Source organism: Acinetobacter sp. ANC 4216 (assembly GCF_004331195.1).
In the GTDB taxonomy this organism is placed as follows: Bacteria; Pseudomonadota; Gammaproteobacteria; order Pseudomonadales; family Moraxellaceae; genus Acinetobacter; species Acinetobacter kookii.
In genome coordinates, this window is sequence record NZ_SJOC01000014.1 from 70,099 (window position 1) to 88,320 (window position 18,222).

15 protein-coding genes are annotated in these 18,222 nt (G+C 40.4%); 3 read left to right on the forward strand and 12 right to left on the reverse strand.

The genetic code is table 11. The features are described from left to right. Positions 1-126: 126 nt before the first annotated feature. Complete coding sequence (locus E0H88_RS12315; RefSeq protein ID WP_131274378.1) at positions 127-1,053, forward strand: DMT family transporter; 927 nt, start codon at positions 127-129, stop codon at positions 1,051-1,053. Positions 1,054-1,239: 186 nt separating this feature from the next. Then, entirely contained in the window at positions 1,240-2,427 is a 1,188-nt protein-coding gene (locus E0H88_RS12320) for an MFS transporter (RefSeq protein ID WP_131274379.1), read from the forward strand. 60 nt (positions 2,428-2,487) lie between these two features. Here the strand turns inward: E0H88_RS12320 and E0H88_RS12325 are convergent, their stop codons facing one another. The 10 genes from E0H88_RS12325 to E0H88_RS12370 all read right to left on the reverse strand — a co-directional run bounded on the left by E0H88_RS12325 (position 2,488) and on the right by E0H88_RS12370 (position 14,831). Continuing rightward, a complete protein-coding gene (locus E0H88_RS12325; protein WP_131274380.1) occupies positions 2,488-3,132 on the reverse strand; it encodes a HEPN domain-containing protein in 645 nt (214 codons plus the stop codon). Positions 3,133-3,323: 191 nt separating this feature from the next. Then, complete coding sequence (locus E0H88_RS12330) at positions 3,324-4,457, reverse strand: glycosyltransferase family 4 protein (protein ID WP_131274381.1); 1,134 nt, start codon at positions 4,455-4,457, stop codon at positions 3,324-3,326. Beyond that, the gene (locus tag E0H88_RS12335) at positions 4,454-5,602 is read right to left on the reverse strand and encodes a glycosyltransferase family 4 protein (protein ID WP_131274382.1); all 1,149 of its coding nucleotides are present in this window, start codon (positions 5,600-5,602) and stop codon (positions 4,454-4,456) included. The genes E0H88_RS12330 and E0H88_RS12335 overlap by 4 nt, the downstream gene beginning before the upstream one ends. Continuing rightward, entirely contained in the window at positions 5,599-6,495 is an 897-nt protein-coding gene (locus E0H88_RS12340) for a GDP-mannose 4,6-dehydratase (RefSeq protein WP_131274383.1), read from the reverse strand. Before E0H88_RS12340 ends, E0H88_RS12335 begins: the two co-directional genes overlap by 4 nt. Beyond that, the gene (gene gmd / locus E0H88_RS12345) at positions 6,495-7,529 is read right to left on the reverse strand and encodes a GDP-mannose 4,6-dehydratase (RefSeq protein ID WP_131274384.1); all 1,035 of its coding nucleotides are present in this window, start codon (positions 7,527-7,529) and stop codon (positions 6,495-6,497) included. The genes E0H88_RS12340 and gmd overlap by 1 nt, the downstream gene beginning before the upstream one ends. A 44-nt stretch (positions 7,530-7,573) precedes the next feature. Continuing rightward, entirely contained in the window at positions 7,574-10,072 is a 2,499-nt protein-coding gene (locus E0H88_RS12350; RefSeq protein ID WP_165493317.1) for a glycosyltransferase family 4 protein, read from the reverse strand. Further along, positions 10,056-11,399: a class I SAM-dependent methyltransferase gene (locus E0H88_RS12355; RefSeq protein WP_131274386.1), complete on the reverse strand. Its 1,344-nt coding sequence runs from the start codon at positions 11,397-11,399 to the stop codon at positions 10,056-10,058. Before E0H88_RS12355 ends, E0H88_RS12350 begins: the two co-directional genes overlap by 17 nt. Then, positions 11,396-12,616, reverse strand: coding sequence for an ABC transporter ATP-binding protein (locus E0H88_RS12360; protein ID WP_131274387.1), 1,221 nt, complete (start codon positions 12,614-12,616; stop codon positions 11,396-11,398). The genes E0H88_RS12355 and E0H88_RS12360 overlap by 4 nt, the downstream gene beginning before the upstream one ends. Continuing rightward, positions 12,616-13,410 carry an ABC transporter permease gene (locus tag E0H88_RS12365; protein WP_131274388.1) on the reverse strand — a complete coding sequence of 265 codons (795 nt, stop codon included), beginning with the start codon at positions 13,408-13,410 and terminating at the stop codon, positions 12,616-12,618. The genes E0H88_RS12360 and E0H88_RS12365 overlap by 1 nt, the downstream gene beginning before the upstream one ends. After that, a complete protein-coding gene (locus E0H88_RS12370) occupies positions 13,410-14,831 on the reverse strand; it encodes a mannose-1-phosphate guanylyltransferase/mannose-6-phosphate isomerase (protein WP_131274389.1) in 1,422 nt (473 codons plus the stop codon). The genes E0H88_RS12365 and E0H88_RS12370 overlap by 1 nt, the downstream gene beginning before the upstream one ends. A gap of 331 nt (positions 14,832-15,162) precedes the next feature. On the opposite strand from E0H88_RS12370, the gene dusA reads away from it, so the two are divergent. Further along, on the forward strand, positions 15,163-16,182 hold the full coding sequence (gene dusA / locus E0H88_RS12375; protein ID WP_131274390.1) for a tRNA dihydrouridine(20/20a) synthase DusA: 1,020 nt from the start codon (positions 15,163-15,165) through the stop codon (positions 16,180-16,182). Positions 16,183-16,359: 177 nt separating this feature from the next. On the opposite strand, the gene E0H88_RS12380 is transcribed toward dusA, so the two are convergent. After that, the gene (locus E0H88_RS12380; protein ID WP_131274391.1) at positions 16,360-16,737 is read right to left on the reverse strand and encodes a cytochrome b562; all 378 of its coding nucleotides are present in this window, start codon (positions 16,735-16,737) and stop codon (positions 16,360-16,362) included. Positions 16,738-16,890: 153 nt separating this feature from the next. Then, entirely contained in the window at positions 16,891-18,156 is a 1,266-nt protein-coding gene (gene coaBC / locus E0H88_RS12385; RefSeq protein ID WP_092820268.1) for a bifunctional phosphopantothenoylcysteine decarboxylase/phosphopantothenate--cysteine ligase CoaBC, read from the reverse strand. Positions 18,157-18,222 lie beyond the last annotated feature (66 nt).

Below are 18,222 nucleotides of genomic sequence, written 5' to 3' on the forward strand. Positions count from 1 at the left end.
GATCAATTATTCCATACAGGAATCATCACCATCATATTTTTGCATTTAACCTGGGCGGCCAAAAACTTTATAATTCACATTTAGTTCCTGATTGCTCTGATCAGCAACCCTCATCAAGTAGATAAAATGAAACTGAGTCTAACCAAAACACAACTGGGTTCATTGTTTGCGATCTGTGCTGCTTTCCTGTTTAGTACCAAAGCCATTTTTATTAAGCAAACCTATGCCCTGTCACCTCTGGTTGATGGCACAGTGTTAATGGCTTTGCGTATGGCCAGCGCCTTACCGTTTTTTTTGCTGCTGTGCTGGTTCAACCGTCATCACAATAAAGCGCTGGCAGCGAAAGACTGGGGTTTATTGATTGTTGCAGGGCTAATAGGTTACTACTTTTCAAGCTGGCTGGATTTTGTCGGTCTGATGTATATCAGTGCCTCTCTGGAACGGATTATTCTCTTTCTTTATCCGACCCTGACCGTTTTGGCTTCCAGCGTGATCTATAAACAACGCTTGAGCCTAAAAAGCCTGTTTGCTATCGCTTTAAGTTATGGCGGTACGGTTATTGTGATGTTGCAGGAACAAAGTAATGTCCCTCATGAAGGTCATTTCTGGCTGGGAGCAAGTCTGGTCTTTGCCAGTGCAGTATGTTTTGCTGCCTACTTACTGCTGACCCCACGCCTGATTCAACGGTTTGGTTCATGGAATTTTACCGGTTTGGCCCTGAGTATTGCCTGTATCGGCACCTTAACCCACTATTTTGTTGCCACACCCCAACCTCTGAACTTACTGTCTCAGCTTCCTTCCAGTGTAATCTGGTATGGAGTCGCTTTAGGCTTTCTGGTCACCGTGTTGCCCACCATTCTGATGGCGCAAAGCATTGCCCGGCTGGGTGCTGCGCAGTCTGCCATGATTGCTTCGATCGGGCCGATTCTGACCATTATCTTGGCCACCATTTTTCTGGGTGAGCATCTAAATGCCATTCAATGGCTGGGCTGTATGCTCAATATTGTTGGCGTCATGATGATCACTCTTTCTAAAAAGAAATTCTCACATTAATTTTTTTGGTCTGATTCAAGCCTTGTACAACCTAAAAAGTACGGCTTTTAAAATAGCCACAGAACGCCGAATAAAGACCGCTTTTCCCGTATATTTGTACATCCAGACTGATAGCGCTTGCTATACTCTGCAGGTACATTGCAATGCCGGCAAATTTTGTCTGCATGAAACAAAACAAGGATGGTTATGAAAACTTCTCTCGACATCAGCCAGGATAAATCTTTGCTCTGGCTGATGGCCATAGCCTGTGGTCTGTGTGCGGGAGCCAACTATTATTGCCAGCCTTTAATCCATTCCATCCAGCAATATTTTCATGTTCCTGAATCACAAGTTGCCTTAACCGTGACGTTTGCCCAGGTATCCTATGCACTGGGCTTGCTGTTTATTGTTCCAATGGGTGACATTGTCAATAAAACCAAATTCATTCCTTTACTGATGATCATGGCGGCCATCGGTTTATTTCTATGTGCTTTTGCCGTCAACTTACCCATGCTTTGGCTGGGAACCATGATTACGGGACTATTTTCAGTTGCGGCACAAGTCCTGATTCCCCTAGCCACCATGGCCGTCAAACCGGAAAAAACCGGTGAAGTGGTAGGTTTCCTGATGAGCGGACTGCTGGTCGGACTGCTGCTATCCACCAGTCTTGCGGGTTTAATGTCTAACCTGTTCAACTGGAAACTGATCTATATGCTCAGTGCGGTATTGATGCTGATTTTGGCTTTTCTACTCAAAGCTAGACTGCCACACATCCCCATATTAAAAATGAGCTATGCGCAAATTTTTAAATCCATGGCAATTTTACTGAAACAGGAGCCGCGTTTAGGATTTCGTTCCTTGATTGGCGGTTTTGTATTTGCTGCCATGAGTACCCTGTTTTCGACCATTGCCGTTTTGCTGACCTCATCCCCGTTTTATCTCTCTGATGTGCTGGTCGGTGTTGTAACTTTGGTGGGGGTATTCGGTGCATTGTCTACGTCTAAAATTGGCAAAATTGCCGATCAGGGCCATACTCAATCCCTCACCTGGATAGGTCTGTTCACCCTGATTGTGAGCTGGATTTTTCTTTATTTTGGTGGGCAATCTCTGCAAAGCTATATTTTGGGTTACGGCGTCATCAGCCTGGGCCTGACCATTGTGCACACCAGTAATCAAAATATTATTTTCCGTTTACGTCCAGATGCTAAATCGAGGATTAATTCTATTTATATGACCTCTTACTTTATTGGTGGGGCGTGCGGTTCCGCATTGGGCGTTTATTCATGGCATCATGGTGGCTGGAGCATGACCTGTCTGGCAGGATTGAGTCTGGTGCTCTGCGCTGCCTTTTTTGCCTTTCTGGATATGCGCTATCACTCTGCTGCCTCCACTTAGGCATAAAAAACTGGCAAATAAAGAATTTTCTGCCCGACTCGGCTGATTGCAAAATAGAATTTAACAAACTTGTACAACGGGATAAAACGGTTTGCCCAAATCCAGACTATGCGCATTTTCTAACAGTACAAAGATAAAGGTCGGTAACAAGGCGGCCAAAATATTACAGGCATCCTGCAATTGCCGGCGATTGACCGAACTGTTATAGGTGGCACCGCCATGAATGATCTGATTGCGCAAGGTATAAAGACGATTAAAAACAATAAATAAAATATCTACTGAGGCCTTTTCCTGTAAGGTTTTTTGGACTTTTTTCTTCTCCTGTTCAAAATCTTCTTTCCAGCTGTGCTGGCTGATTTTTTGATTCTGATAATCCCAGAACTCCTGATACACATAGGGATTTTCTAGAAGCAGACGGATGGGTTGGCTAAATTTATCCCAAAGCACATGATAAATTTTATGTTCCCGATCTTTCTGACAAATTAAATATAAAAACTGCCTGAATGTCTGCTTGTCCTGATTGAAGGCAATATCTTGTGCATAAATGGCATTAAATGAAATCCACAGGCTCATGAATTTAAGATCAAGGTCGCTATCGAGTTCGAGTGATTTTTTTAACCAGCTTAAGCCGCGATGGATTCTCAAGTTGAAATAATCTGAATGCTCTGCCTTTTTACTTTTAAAAACTTCTTCTAAAAGCATCATTTATCTGCTCATACTTTATTATTCTCATAATTAAACATACCCAATTCTATGAAATTTACAATATACGGAATTGAATAGTTTGTTGTTTGGGATCGAATAATTCATATATCTCTATATAAAGGGCCTATTCACGCCTTTCTGCCAGGTGGTTGCTTTGAGCAGAAAGGCCAGATAAGCCTGATTTTTATATTTTATTGTTTTATTGCATCATGCGTATTATCGAGTAAAGATCGGTATAACTTGACATATTGATCTGTCATAAGATCAGCGGTAAACAGTTTTTCATAACGCTGCTTTGCATTTTGTCCATATCGCTGAGCCGAAATTGGATCATGCCATAGTGAAAGCATTGCATCACGTAAAGCTATAGGATCTGATGGCGGGACGACCAACCCGGTTTCTTGATGAATATTTATGTAAGTTGTACCAGTACCAATTTCACTTGAAATTAAAGGCTTGCCATACATAGCCCCTTCCAATAAAGAAATGCCGAAAGCTTCGGAACGTAAGTGTGATGGAAATACTATGCCGTAACTTAACTCAAGTAAGGCAAATTTATCCTCATCAGGCAACTGCCCCAAGAAATGAATATTATTTAAACCCATTTTGGCAGCTTGCTGACACAGCTCATCCTCCAGAGGCCCTGCGCCCATAATGACAACAGGCAAATCCACACCTCTCATAGCTTCTACCAGAATGTGCAATCCTTTGTAGTAGCGTATTGCACCCACAAATAAGAAGAAACGCTCCCCCAAATGCTGCTGCCAATATTCTCGGCGTGCTATATCACTTGGAGGATAGGCAGCTCGGTCAAGTCCAATTGGAATAATGCTGGTTTTATGCTGGTAACGGTGCAGTATCGGACTAGTCACCATATAATTGGGAGAAGTTGCGACAATGTGATCAACACTATGCATAAACCTATGCAACAAGGGTTTATATAATTGTAATAACAGTTTCTGCTTAACAATATCTGAGTGATAAGTGACTACTGTTGGTTTCTTACATCGAGTTCCAAAATGTACTAAATCCATGAAGGGCCAAGGAAAATGATAATGGACAATATCCGCTTGTGAGGCTAATTCCCGGAAGTCTTTAAAGACTGATAATGAAAGTCCAGTCGATGCAAAATACAAGTCTTGCTTGGACGTATGCGTAAGATGATGGGCGTATGGCTGATTACGGGTTGCCCCTCGCTTACTTAATGTCAAGACTTCAGCAGCAACGTCATGAACTCTTCCACCTTCAGCGAGTTGACATATGACTTGCTCAACCCCTCCAACCGAATCAGGATAATAACACTTAAAAAAATGTAAAATTTTCAAGAAGAAGACACCATTATTTTTTTATATACATGAGTAGTTTGCTCGGCACAAAGCGACCAGGAAAATACAGACGCTCGTTCCAGGCCCTTTTTGATGGCCCATTCTCTCCAGGTATCGTCCTGCAAACCTTGAGCTAAAAGTTCAGATAATTTATTTATATCTTGTGCTTCTGACATTAATGCTACCTCACCTACCACCTCAGGTAAAGAAGAGCTATTTGAACACACCACAGGTATGCCAGATGCCATAGCTTCCAAAACAGGCAAACCAAAACCTTCATATAAAGAAGGAAATGCAAACAGTCTGGCTCCAGCAAAGAGTAAAGGCAGTTGTTCTGCAGGCAGGAAACCTAAATATTTTGCCCAACCTTCTTTTTCTGCCTGTTTAATTTTTTGATGGATGTCTTCACTCCGCCACCCCTGATACCCCGTCAGCACCAGTGGATAATGTTGTCTGAGACTCATCGGCAACATTGCATAAGCATCTAATAAAGCCATAATATTTTTACGTGGCTCAATCGTTCCCACAAAAAGAGAATATTTTCCACTGCTTAAACCGTATCTCTGTAAACAGGGAGTTAATTCATCAGCTGACCGAGGATGAAACTCTGGACCACATGCCAAGGGGACTGCATGAATTTTATCGATAGGCCAAGAAAAATAACTGGATAATTCTTGACGTGTATATTCAGAATCTGTGATTAACGCATCTGCATGTTTTAATGTTTTTTTTAATTCTTTTTGCAAGTATTTAATACGCTGTGGTGTATTGCATTCACTCCAAGTAAATGGAGACAAATCATGAAATGTTGCAACCTTTGGCCCCGCAAAGGGCGGAAGAAAAAAATTGGGGCCATGAAACAAGAAATCTTTATTGCCACGTAAAGCCCTTGCCTTTAAACAGGGCATTAATAATCTATAAGCTTCAGTCGCTAAATAACTGCTTTGAACCCACTGCTTAAGTTTATGCTGATTTCCTGCTTCTTCAGTTACTTGAGGTAATTCGGGCAAAAATTTCTTACCAGTAAAAAATCGGAGATCTGTAATCTCTGAAGAGCCTTGTAAATGCCTTGCCAGTTCATAAGTATATCGACCAATCCCTGTCAGAGGAAAACGCACGGCATCTATAGATAAGATAACTTTCATTCGCTTTTTAACATCCAGGTTAAAGTTTCATGAAGTTTAGGCATCTTCCAATCCCCTATTATTGTTTTTAGTAAGGTAGCATCTCCACACAAGGTTTTAACTTCACCAGCACGAACAAATGCCGGGTTGACCCGAATCTCTATATGATGGCCAGTAATTTCTTCACACATCGCCACGATTTCACGTAATGAATAAACCTCTTCGGAGCATACATTAACAACTTGCTCAAATGCTTTTGCCTCTATTAAGCGACGATAAGCATTGACCACTGCTCGCACATCACTAAAATCCCTCCATACCTCAAGATTACCTAATTCGATTACACTGGATTGCGCTTTAAAATGAGCAACAATTTTAGGCAACAGGAAATTTTCTGCCTGACCTCTACCCGTATAATTAAAGGGTCTCGTGATAATAATCGGTAATCGCTCTTGCCAAAGTTTGGCCATATACTCCATGGCTAGTTTACTTACCGCATAATCGTTAGCCGGTGCGGGCAAGGTACTTTCAGGAAGGCTTCCTTCCGAGGTATTTCCATACACATTTGCACTACTAGCAAGCAATACCGCTTCTGGTTTTTTTTCAGCTTTTGCCAACACTTCCAAAAGATTACGTGTGCCTTGCAAATTGATCTGATAAAAAGCATTCGCATCGCCATGCCCAACAAATGCAATTGCAGCCAAATGAATGACGATATCAGGTTGTACCCGAGAGATTACGGCAGTCAATTCTGCAATACTCATCAGGTCTGCCTGATAATAATCAACAGTAGTAGCAGGTTGAGAACCTAAACCTGCTACATGATATCCGGCAGCTCGCATTTCTGCTGCCATATATTGTCCAGTGAAACCTTCACTACCAGTAATCAATACTGTTTTGACTGCATTCATCATCAGAATGAAAAACCTTGTGTGTTACGGCGCAAGTCTTGCTCTACCATCATTTGGCACAGCTCTTCTAGCGTCGTTTTAGGCTCCCAGCCTAATTTTTCTTTGGCTTTTTGAGGATTACCAATTAATAATTCTACCTCAGCAGGACGGTAGAATTTTGGATTAACACGTACTAAGACTTTACCTGTTACTTCATCAATACCCACCTCATTTTCATCTTTTCCTTCAAAACGAAGTGTATAACCGGCAGCTTTAAATGCCATAGCTACAAAATCACGAACTGTTTCAGTACGGTTTGTTGCCAACACATATGTATCAGGCTCATCTGCCTGCAACATAAGCCACATGCCTTCCACGTACTCTTTAGCAAAGCCCCAGTCACGTTTGGCATCCAGATTACCGAGCTCCAGTACATCCAGTTTACCGAGTTTGATCTTGGCAACAGAATCGGTAATTTTACGGGTCACAAACTCGCGACCACGGAGCGGAGATTCATGGTTGAATAAAATACCGCTACAACCAAAAATGTTATAACTTTCTCGATAATTGATCGTAATCCAGTGTGCATAAAGCTTTGCAACACCGTATGGACTACGTGGGTAAAATGGAGTTTCTTCCACTTGTGGAATCGCCTGCACCTTACCAAACATTTCAGAAGTTGAAGCTTGATAAAAACGAATTTTTGGATTTACGATCCGAATGGCTTCAAGTAAATTTAAAGGCCCAATACCGGTAATTTCTGCTGTCGTTACAGGTTGATCAAAAGACACGCCGACAAAACTTTGTGCTGCCAGATTATATACTTCAGTCGCACTGGTAGTTTGTAAAAGTCGAATACTCGAAGACAAATCCGTTAAATCGTATTCAACCAAATGAAGGTTCGGATGTTGATCAATCCCTAATTCTTCAATACGCCAAAAATTCACTGAACTTGTACGGCGGTAAGTACCATAAACTGTATACCCCTTTTCAAGTAATAGCTGTGCTAAATAAGCACCATCTTGACCGGTAATACCCGTAATAATAGAAGTTTTCATCATAATATACCTAATAATAAATTAGTAATTTTGCAATATAAATATCAAGTTAAATCAAATGCTTTCATAAGTTGAACTGTACTTTGCTTCCATGTTAAAGCATTAATAGAAGAAGTTTTTGGATGGTTATTCTGTAGAAAAAGTTCAATCCAATTCTCTATAAAGGTGGCTAATTCCCTATCATGAGTACAATTAAAATAAGCTGCTTGACTCCCTGCAACCTCTCGAAATACAGGAATATCTCTGGCGATTATGGGAATATTGTGTTTTGCTGCTTCAATAAGTGGAAGACCAAACCCTTCGCCTACACTTGCAGCTATTAGACACGTTGAAGAGTTGTATACCAAATTCAAATATTCATCACTTATTCCTTGTAACCAAAATAATCTTTTTCCAAGTTGTTTATGATTTCTTATCTTGTTGATAACCTTCTCATTGCGCCAACCTTCTTTCCCCACAATAACAAGCACTTTGTCAGAGTCAGGCTGAGACCAAAAAATGTCAAAAGCATCTAATACTAAATCATGCCCTTTGCGTGGCTCAACAGTACCTACCATTAAAAATGACTTTGAATTTTTTATTTGCTCTAATACATAATTTGAATCATTCGGGAGCCCTGTAGATGGTATCGAACTATCTATATCAGCCCCAAGATAAAAATGTCTGATTTTAAGAAATTGATTTGGCTTAGTTACATGATCGTTAATCCATTCTTTTAATTTTGTCGCAACATCTTGAGAGATACATAGGGCATAATCTGCGAGTGCAACAACTTTAAGCCATTCTATGAACTCATTAGATAGGTCAGGTACAAAAAATTCCGGGAACTGAACTGGCAATAAGTCATAAACTACTACACCGACAACTACTCCACGTATCTGTAGTTCATTTAATATTGCTTTTTTAGCAATAAAACTGCCGGGATGAAGATCGAGAATTAAAATATGATCACCAGGGAAAAAATGTACAATTGACTCTCTAAGAGAAGATTCTTCAACAGGATGCAGTTTTCCATTTATATTTAAAGAATGATAAAAATAATGATGTCCACTATAAGAAAAAATTGGTTCAACAGAATAATTACTAAATTCGTTAGTCGATAATTCATGCAGTATGGCTCTTACCACACGTTGTATACCTGTGGCATGATCAAAATGAATTAAACAACTAATATCTATATAAATCTTATTTTTAACACTTGGGTGATTTGCACCGATAGATTTACTTATTACTCTGATTTCTCTGTCATTCAAATGATAAATTTTGATTAACTCTCCTGCTTCTTTAATAATTAGATCTTCTTCATCTATTTTTTGATCTTTAATTTTTCTATTTAAATAAAGATCTTCAAACTTTTCTAAAATTAAGCCAGCAGATTTGTCCCAAGAAAACTTTTCAAGCTGTTTTTTTTCCTGTTCAATCAATAAAGAACGATAATTTTTATCAATAATAATTTTATTAAGTTTTCCTGCTAATTCATCAATATCAAATGGATCAAATAGGGCCTCTGGACAACCCACTACTTCAGGTAAACTCGAAGAATTTGCAGCCAAAACTGGGGCAGCGCATGCTATTGCTTCTAATGGAGGTAATCCGAAGCCTTCACTATAGGAGGGAAAAACAAATGCAGCACATTTATTATATAGTATAGAAATATGTTCATCTGGTGCGTAACCTAAGAATATTAAACATTGTCTAGGTATTAAATATTTCTCTGCAATTTTTCTAAAATGTTCTTCTGCCTGCTGGATATCCTTTCCTACCATAACAAGGGGATAGGAATTCTGATGGTTAGGACTAAGTTTTGAATAAGCCTTAAGTAAGGAACTTAAATTTTTATGATCATCAGCCCCTCCCACATATAGAAAAAACTTTTCATCATTAAGGGAGGGAATAACATCTTTAACAGAACATGACTTATGAAAAAAAACGTCTGATCTATACGAATTTGCAGCAACGACAATGTCATCTGGACTGATATAAAGACGGTTACATATTTCTTGTTTAGAATAGTTGGAAACAGTTAAAATTAAGTCCGATTTTTTTGTTTGATTAATCTTTTCTAAATACCAACCTCGAATAGAACTGCTGAGATATTTATCTTCATAGATCAGTGGTATTACATCATGTAAGGTTGTACATATAATCATGTCACTATGATATCTGCCTATACTCGTAGCAGCATTCTCGTTCCATCCTTCTTGAAAATTAGGAATCCACAACACGTCAGGATTAAGCTTAAAAATACACCATTCTCTGATTAATTCTGCAACGGCTCTATGTGCAGGATTACCTGAAATCCCACTTATATCGTCAAAGTGTTGCAGCCAAAACTTAATATTTTCAGGTGGAACTGAGGCACCAAAAATATCATAAATTTCAGCTTTATTAGATCCGAGTGATGAATTTGCAAGTAGAATTAGTTCATGTTTATCTTTAGTTAATTTAGCCAGTGCTTTAACAATTTCTACAACATATCGGCCAACACCTCTTTGACCCGAGGCCTCACTTTGGGCACATTGCACATCAACAACAATCCGCATTATCGGCTCCTTTTTCATTAATAACTTTCTTAAGCTTTTTATTTATTTCAGATTCATAAGGAGTCAAAATTATAGTTTCATTGCTGTTTAAGCTAATGCCCTCTACTTTTGTATTGAAAGTTAGATTTCCTTTTGCCGAAAACTGAACAAGACGTTGATGTAATCGAGGAAATTTCTTGGTAATTGATATGATTCCAGAACGTAGGTATGGTTTATTTGAAACAAAATTAATGCTAGATCTGATCAGTAGATATAATACTTTTTTACTCATATCATAGGATCTAATACGATGAGTAGTTTCAAATATTTCACCCGATATAACCTTTTTTATAAATCTTAAAGGACGGGTTATTCTCCAAGACGTACTTTGGTGTAGATCTAAAACTCTTCCATGCCAATAGCCTATTTGTGAGTGTAATTCCTGCTGAGTTAGTTCGAAACTAGCGATCTCCTGCTGTAGCTTGCTTAGCTCTAACTCTAAATTATGAGCATTATTTTCTGTTAAATGGATAATATGTTTTAACTGATTTTCAATATTATCTACTTGTCGGGCTTTTACTTCAGCTTGATGTACCTTATCTAAAAAAGCCGTATCATAACGTTCAGCTAAAGTATTTAGTTGTAAACCATATTCTTGATTAAATGCATGATCAAATAGCTCCAGTATTTCAGTTGAAGCCGTCTTTTGTGCTATCACCGCATAGTCAGGACTTACACCTTCAAATACATCATTTAATGTAGGTGATAATTTCCCTACAAGTTCTTTAGATTCTTGTAATCTCATGATTTTTGTACGGGAAAAACCATAATACTCTGGCAAAAAAGAAAGTAGTTGGGGGGGGATTGGTCTTTGGTGAGTTGGATCTAAATAAAAAAATTTAGTGGCAACAGCAATACTTTCAGGATTCGGAGTTTCCATAATCAATAAGCCACCTGGTTTCAATACGCGTAGCGCTTCTGAAACTAATGTACGTAACTGATCAAAAGAGATGTGCTCTACAACGTGAAAAGCTGAAACTATAGTTTGGCTTTCATCAGGAAGTGCTGAAAGATATTCAGTAGCATCTCCTTTCTGAGCAGGAAGATTTCGATCAACACAGCCTTGAAGCATTTCCTCATCTTGATCTACACCTTGAGGTAAAAAGTCTTCCTGTAGGAGTAATTCAAGCCACTCACCTCTCCCACAACCTAAATCAGTCGCTGGTGCTACTGGATAGATTTCCTTCAAAGGTGAAATAAAAGGAAGATATGCCCGTAGGCGTGAGATAATTAACTCACTTGGTCCCCGATATTTTTCCTCAAAAGCCCTATAAAAATTATCGCTCACTGAGAATGCTCCACAGTAGATGGTAACCAGGCTACCCCAACAAAATTTTCTTTATCTATATTAAGAACATTAAAAACGAGCGCCAAGTCTCGCCATTCGTAATTCTTATTTATATGGGTGTCATCAGCATGTAAAGCAATTGCAACTGAATAAGTACCTGGCCCCAAATTAGCAGCAAACTGAAAGGTAAAATTCACTACAGCACCCTTTTTTACTGCTTTTATTTTATGTTTCAGATGATGTGTATTTGTACCAAAGATGGACTGGCCCAGCCTGTCTTTAATCATATAACCAAGAACAAGTTCGGGAATATCGTTAACAGCTCTTACCACAACTTTTAATTTAACTTGTTGACCAACATTTATAAATTCAACTCGCTGATCCTGTTCATTGAGCAGCATCACCTCATCTACTGTCGCTTCGCCTGTACCTGAAATAGTTTGCAATTTCCCGTCATTAGAAACGTGTTGTCTTACAGTCTGATTTTCTCTTTCAGCCAACAAAGCATTGTAATAGTCCATGACTGCTTCTGGCTCACCTTCCATTTCGATTCGGCCTTGACTTAATAAAATAGCGCGGTCGCAAATGCTTTGAATGGCTTGTTTATCATGGCTAACGATTAATAATGTAGTGCCTTGTTTACGGAAATCTCGAATCCGTTCAAAACTTTTATGCTGAAAATATGCATCACCGACTGAAAGTGCTTCATCTACAATTAACACATCGGGTCTAATTGCAGTTGCTACACTAAAGGCGAGACGCATTTGCATACCGCTACTATATACGCGTACAGGTTGGTCAATATAGTCACCAATTTCAGCAAATGCTTCTATATCTGGCATCAACCGATCTATATCTGCACTGGTCATTCCCAACAACTGCCCAGCCATATAGGCATTTTGACGACCGCTAAAGTCTGGATGAAATCCCATCCCCAACTCAAGCATTGCTGCTACCCGACCATCAATTTGGACACTGCCAGTAGTCGGTTGTGTAGTACCCGTAATGAGTTTTAGTAATGTACTTTTTCCCGCTCCATTTATACCAATGATGCCTACGGCTTCACCTGGTTGAACGGTAAAATTAATATCTTGCAATACCCATTTAAGTTCATGATATTTAGCCTTACCGGGTGTAAACCACTCCCGCAAACGCATCCATCTATTGGAATATTGCTTATATGCCTTACCCAAATTGGTAACTGTAATTGTACCCATTAAAGCTCATCCACCATTTCACCAACATGTTTACGAAACAGGCTTAAGCCTAAGGCACACAGCCCTAAACCCAATATCAATGGATAAACAAGAGTTATAAAATCAGGTGTTTGACCAGAAACAAAAATTCCCTGATACGCATGGATAACCGGATACATTGGATTTATGACCATTATGGATTTTATGGATTCTGGCAAAATGGCGGCCGGGTAAACAATAGGGGTTAGCCAGAACCAAAACTGTAAAAAAATTCCAAAAAACTGACCGACATCTCGAAAAAAGACATTCAGCACGCCTAAAGTCATGCCCAAACCTATTGCAAATAAAAGTTGGACCAACAAAACAGGAATAATCGAAAAAATGGCCAAACCAGGCCAAAATCCTATAACAATTAAAAAAATTAAAAATAAGGAAAAAATAATGGCAAAGTTCACACCGGCATTCAGCACCGTAATAATAGGCAAACACATGCGTGGAAAACTGATTTTTTTCAATAAATTAGCATTATCTAAAAAAATATTTTGACCACGACCCACAATTTCAGCAAACAATCCCCAGGTCAGCACCCCTGCACATAAATAAATACTGTAAGCAAAACCACTTTCAATACCGGGTAATTTAGCCCTCATCACCTGAGAGAAAATTACGGTGTAGACTAAAATCATGGCTAATGGGTTGAGAAATGTCCACGCTCCTCCCAATAAGGAATTGCGGTATTTACTTTGAAATTCCCGCTTGACACTTCCATAGATAAACCCACGATACCCCCATAGAGGTTTTAAAAAGCCAATCATTAAACGCGTCCATAATTATCTTGAAAACGGACAATATCATCTTCACCCAAATACTCACCGCTTTGTACTTCAATCATCACCAAATCTAGTACACCTGGATTTTCCAGGCGGTGTTGATGGCCTGCCGGGATATAAGTGGATTCATTGGTATTGACAAAAAAGTCTCGTTCGCCATTGACCACTTTAGCCATGCCACTGACCACGATCCAGTGTTCACTGCGATGATGATGCATTTGCAGGCTTAAACTTGCACCGGGTTTGACTTCTATACGCTTGATTTTAAAACGGGCACCCTCTTCCAGAACGGTATATGTACCCCACGGACGAACCACTGTGTTATGAAGTTTATAAGCTTCATGATTTTGCGCTTTAAGTGCGTTATACAAAATCTTGACGTCTTGAACCCGTGACTTATCTGTCACCAGCAAAGCATCGGGAGTATCCACAATAACTAGATTATTTACCCCAATTGCACCAATCAGTCTGCCTGTACCTTCACTATGAATATAACTATTCTGAACATCATGAAGAATGGTTTCACCAATTACCGTATTACCTGCTTCATCATGCTCACCCAAGCGATCCATCGCAGACCAGGAACCAATATCATCCCAACCGATATCACAAGGAATCACCGCTACATTGGAAGATTTCTCCATAACCGCGTAATCAATAGAAATATCCGGTACAGTTGCAAATGAAATTTTATCTAATTCAATTTGTCTACGATTATTACCTTGTATTGTCTGAGAAGCTTCCAGACAAGTGCGGACAGAGTCCACAACCTCTGGACAATGCTGCGTCATTTCACGAATTAAAGTTCCAGCAGAAAAACAGAATATGCCTGCGTTCCAATAGAAACAACCAGAAGCGACATATTCCTGTGCCAGTTCTAAAGATGGCTTTTCTACAAAGCGCTTAACATTATTTCCATCAGCCTCGATATAACCATACCCCGTCTCAGGCGCATTTGGAGTAATACCAAAAGTGACTAATTTCCCTTCAGTTGCAAGAGTAACTGCCTGATTAACAGCTTTTGCAAATGCAGCATGATTAGAGATCAGATGATCAGCTGCCAATACCAACAATAATGCATCATCCCCATGATGCTGCCTCATGTGTAACGCTGCAGAAACAACTGCAGCCGCCGTATTTCGGCCAAATGGTTCCAAAATAAAACTGGTTGGTACTTCAGTTTTATTGACCTCTATGTAGTCATCCAAAGTTTTAAACTGTAATTCCCTATTCGTCACAGTTAAAATCTCAGTTACCTCTGGCAATGAAACTCCACGTAAAAAAGCTTTCTGCAATAAACTTTCACCATCTGGTAGACGAATAAATGGTTTGGTATGTTGTTCACGTGAGACTGGCCAGAGTCGAGAACCGGCTCCACCACAAAGAATTGTTGGTATTAATTTCATAAATGTATGTCTAAAGGAATTTATTAAGTTTTAACCCTAGTTTATAAATTATCTCTAAATGATAGAGTTATTTAAATTTAATCATGGGAATGCTAACTGAATAAACCTATGGATTCAAGACAAACTCATACTTCAGTCGTATACAGAAAAATAAAACTGTTCATGATTTATGCAGAAATTCTATTTCAATACAACCAATAAACGCATTTACACTTTTACATCCTATAAACATGATTCAATCTGAAATCAATCAATCCGGCTCAATGGTCGATTTTTTTCTTAAACTCCGTATAATTTGCTGTCTTGTTGTTCGTGTAATCAGGTTTGCTTTATGTCTACTCTCCAATCCCTAAGCCCTCGCATTTCGGTCGCGCCGATGATGGATTGGACTACCCGTGACTACCGTTTTTTTGCCCGCCTGTTTAATCCGAATATTATTATGTATACCGAAATGGTGACGACGGGTGCCATTCTTTTTGGCGGTGCAGCACGCCATTTGGACTATAACAACGAAGAACACCCGATTGTGCTGCAACTCGGTGGCTCAAATCCGAAAGATCTTGCGACCTGTACTAAAATGGCACAAGACTGGGGCTATGATGAAGTCAACCTGAATGTGGGCTGCCCCAGTGACCGCGTACAAAACAACAAAATTGGCGCATGCTTAATGGCAGAACCCGACCTGGTGGCTGAATGTATTGCTGAAATGCGCAATGCCGTGGATATTCCTGTGACGGTCAAGCACCGGATCGGTATTGATGACATGCAGTCTTATGAAGAAATGCTGCATTTTGTCGATACCGTAGCCAAAACAGGTTGTGACAATTTTATCGTGCATGCACGTATTGCTCTGCTTCAGGGCTTGTCACCGAAAGAAAACCGCGATGTTCCGCCTTTGCGTTATGAAGATGTTTACCGTTTAAAACAGGAACGTCCAAACCTGCTGATTGAGATTAACGGCGGAATCAAAACCCTGGCTGAAACCCAAGAACATTTAAAACATGTTGATGGGGTGATGATTGGCCGCGAGGCTTATCACAATCCCTATCTACTGGCTGAACTTGGACAACTCTGGAACCTGGAAGCGCCTGACCGTTTTGAGATTATGGCGCAAATGATGCCGTATATTGCCAAACGTATGGAGGAAGGTGCTCCACTTTCTATTATTACCCGTCATATTTTAGGGTTATTCCAGAATTTGCCGGGTGCACGAAAATGGCGTCAGGCTTTAAGCGGCGGCAATGCCAAAACCCTAAAAGATGTAGAGACAGCTTTGATCAATATTCAGGAAGCGATGCAACGCACTGAAGAATATATAAAAGAAAATCAGAGCTCTCTAGCTTCAAGTTAATTGCACGTATCCTCATACAAAATGCCAGTCCATTTAACCATGGGCTGGCATTTTAATTTTGCATGCGGCTTGCTGGGATACGATTTACACCGTTCACACAATGGTCACGAACAAGCGTAAATGGGCTTCATCTCGCTTTTCACCCTGCCTCACCTGAAACGCTAAATATGCATCACATCAGTGATGGTTATAAGCAGCATGTCCTCGATCTTTAACCGCAGCAATTTTTTTACCTTCCACTTTGGCCTGCTCTAATTGGCCAGCCTGAACCAATAACCGGGTTTTATCAATCTCTGCCAGCAACTGATCATACAAGGCATCTGAGCTCGGTGCTTTTGCATTATGGGCTTTTAATTTCACTTTTTTTGCATCCAAAGCTGCAGCTTTCATATTATCCAGCGCTTTCAATGCATCGTTCTGATTATCCGCCTTGTTAAACATTTTAAAATTTTTTCCAAGCGTCATCATATTCTGTTCAAGCGTACCAGCAAAGCTGAAACTGCTGAACGACAAAGCAGCAGAAAGCATGACTGTGGTGAATGTTTTTTTAATCATGTTGATGTCCTTGTAAAGATCCGTTTCAAAAACAGGAGGGTCTTATTGTTACAGTTAAATTGCTCTAAACATTTGCGCTTTAAGCATTCAACATAATGTAGATAGCATAAAAAATGCAACGGACAGGTTGCATTTTAATTCATGACCTGTGTTTTAAACTGGTTCTATTTCCTGTTGCAAGGCATCATGAATTGCTTCTACCAGCTGCTGCGCGATTTCCTGTTTCGAGGCTTTTTCCAGATCACGTTTTTCCATCTGATAACTTTCAGCAAAAAATACCGTCATGGCATTTTGGTCCGATGCAAAACCGATGTCAGAACGTGAAACATCATTGCAGGCAATCATATCCAGTTTTTTCGCGACCAGCTTGCCTGCGGCATATTCTTCCACATTGCGGGTCTCTGCAGCAAATCCCACCATAAATGGACGTTTTTGTTGCTGGGCAATGGTCGCCACAATATCCGGATTTTTAATTAAAGCCACATTCAGCTCATCACCGGCTTTCTTGATTTTATGCTCGGCCACTTCTGCAACGCGGTAATCCGCCACCGCAGCCGTGGCAATAAAGATGTCACAGCCTTTGTCCAGCTGTTCCATACTGTGTTCCAGCATCTGCATGGCAGATTGCACATTAATACGGCGTACACCATTTGGAGTATCCAGACTGACCGGTCCTGCAATTAAAGTGACTTTGGCACCTGCTGCATAGCAGGCCGCGGCCAAGGAAAAACCCATCTTCCCGGTACTGTGGTTGGAAATATAACGGACCGGGTCCAGTGCTTCACGCGTAGGTCCCGCAGTAATCACGACATGTTTGCCAGCCAGCATGCCAAACTTTTCTGCAATCGCACGCTGTGCACGGTGGAAATATTCAGTCACCTGATGCGCCAAATCTTCCGGCTCAGGCATACGCCCCAAACCGACATCGCCACAGGCCTGTGAACCGGCATCCGGCATAATCACATGCACGCCATCTTCCACCAGTGTATTCAAATTGCGCTGGGTCGCTTTGGCCGCCCACATTTGCTGATTCATGGCGGGTGCGACCCAAACAGGCGCTTTGGTCGCCAGATATAAAGTACTCAGTAAATCATCTGCCAAACCTGTCGCGAATTTTGCCAGCGTGTCACAAGTTGCAGGCGCAACCAGCAGTAAGTCAGCCCAACGCGCCAACTCAATATGCCCCATGCCTGCTTCAGCTTCAGGATTGAGTAATTCAGTGTGCACCGGATTTCCCGACAGGGCCTGAAAGGTCAACGGAGTAATAAAAGCCTGTGCCCCATGCGTCATGACCACACGGACATTAAAGCCTGCATCTTTTAAACGACGGACCAAAATGGCACTTTTATATGCCGCAATACCACCAGTTACCGCTAAAACAATGTTTTTATTTGGAATCACACTCAAATCGAAGCTCACGAACAGGCTACCTTTCTGTTGCAGTGGCGCTCACAATAGCATTAAATAAAGTCATACCCAAGTCAG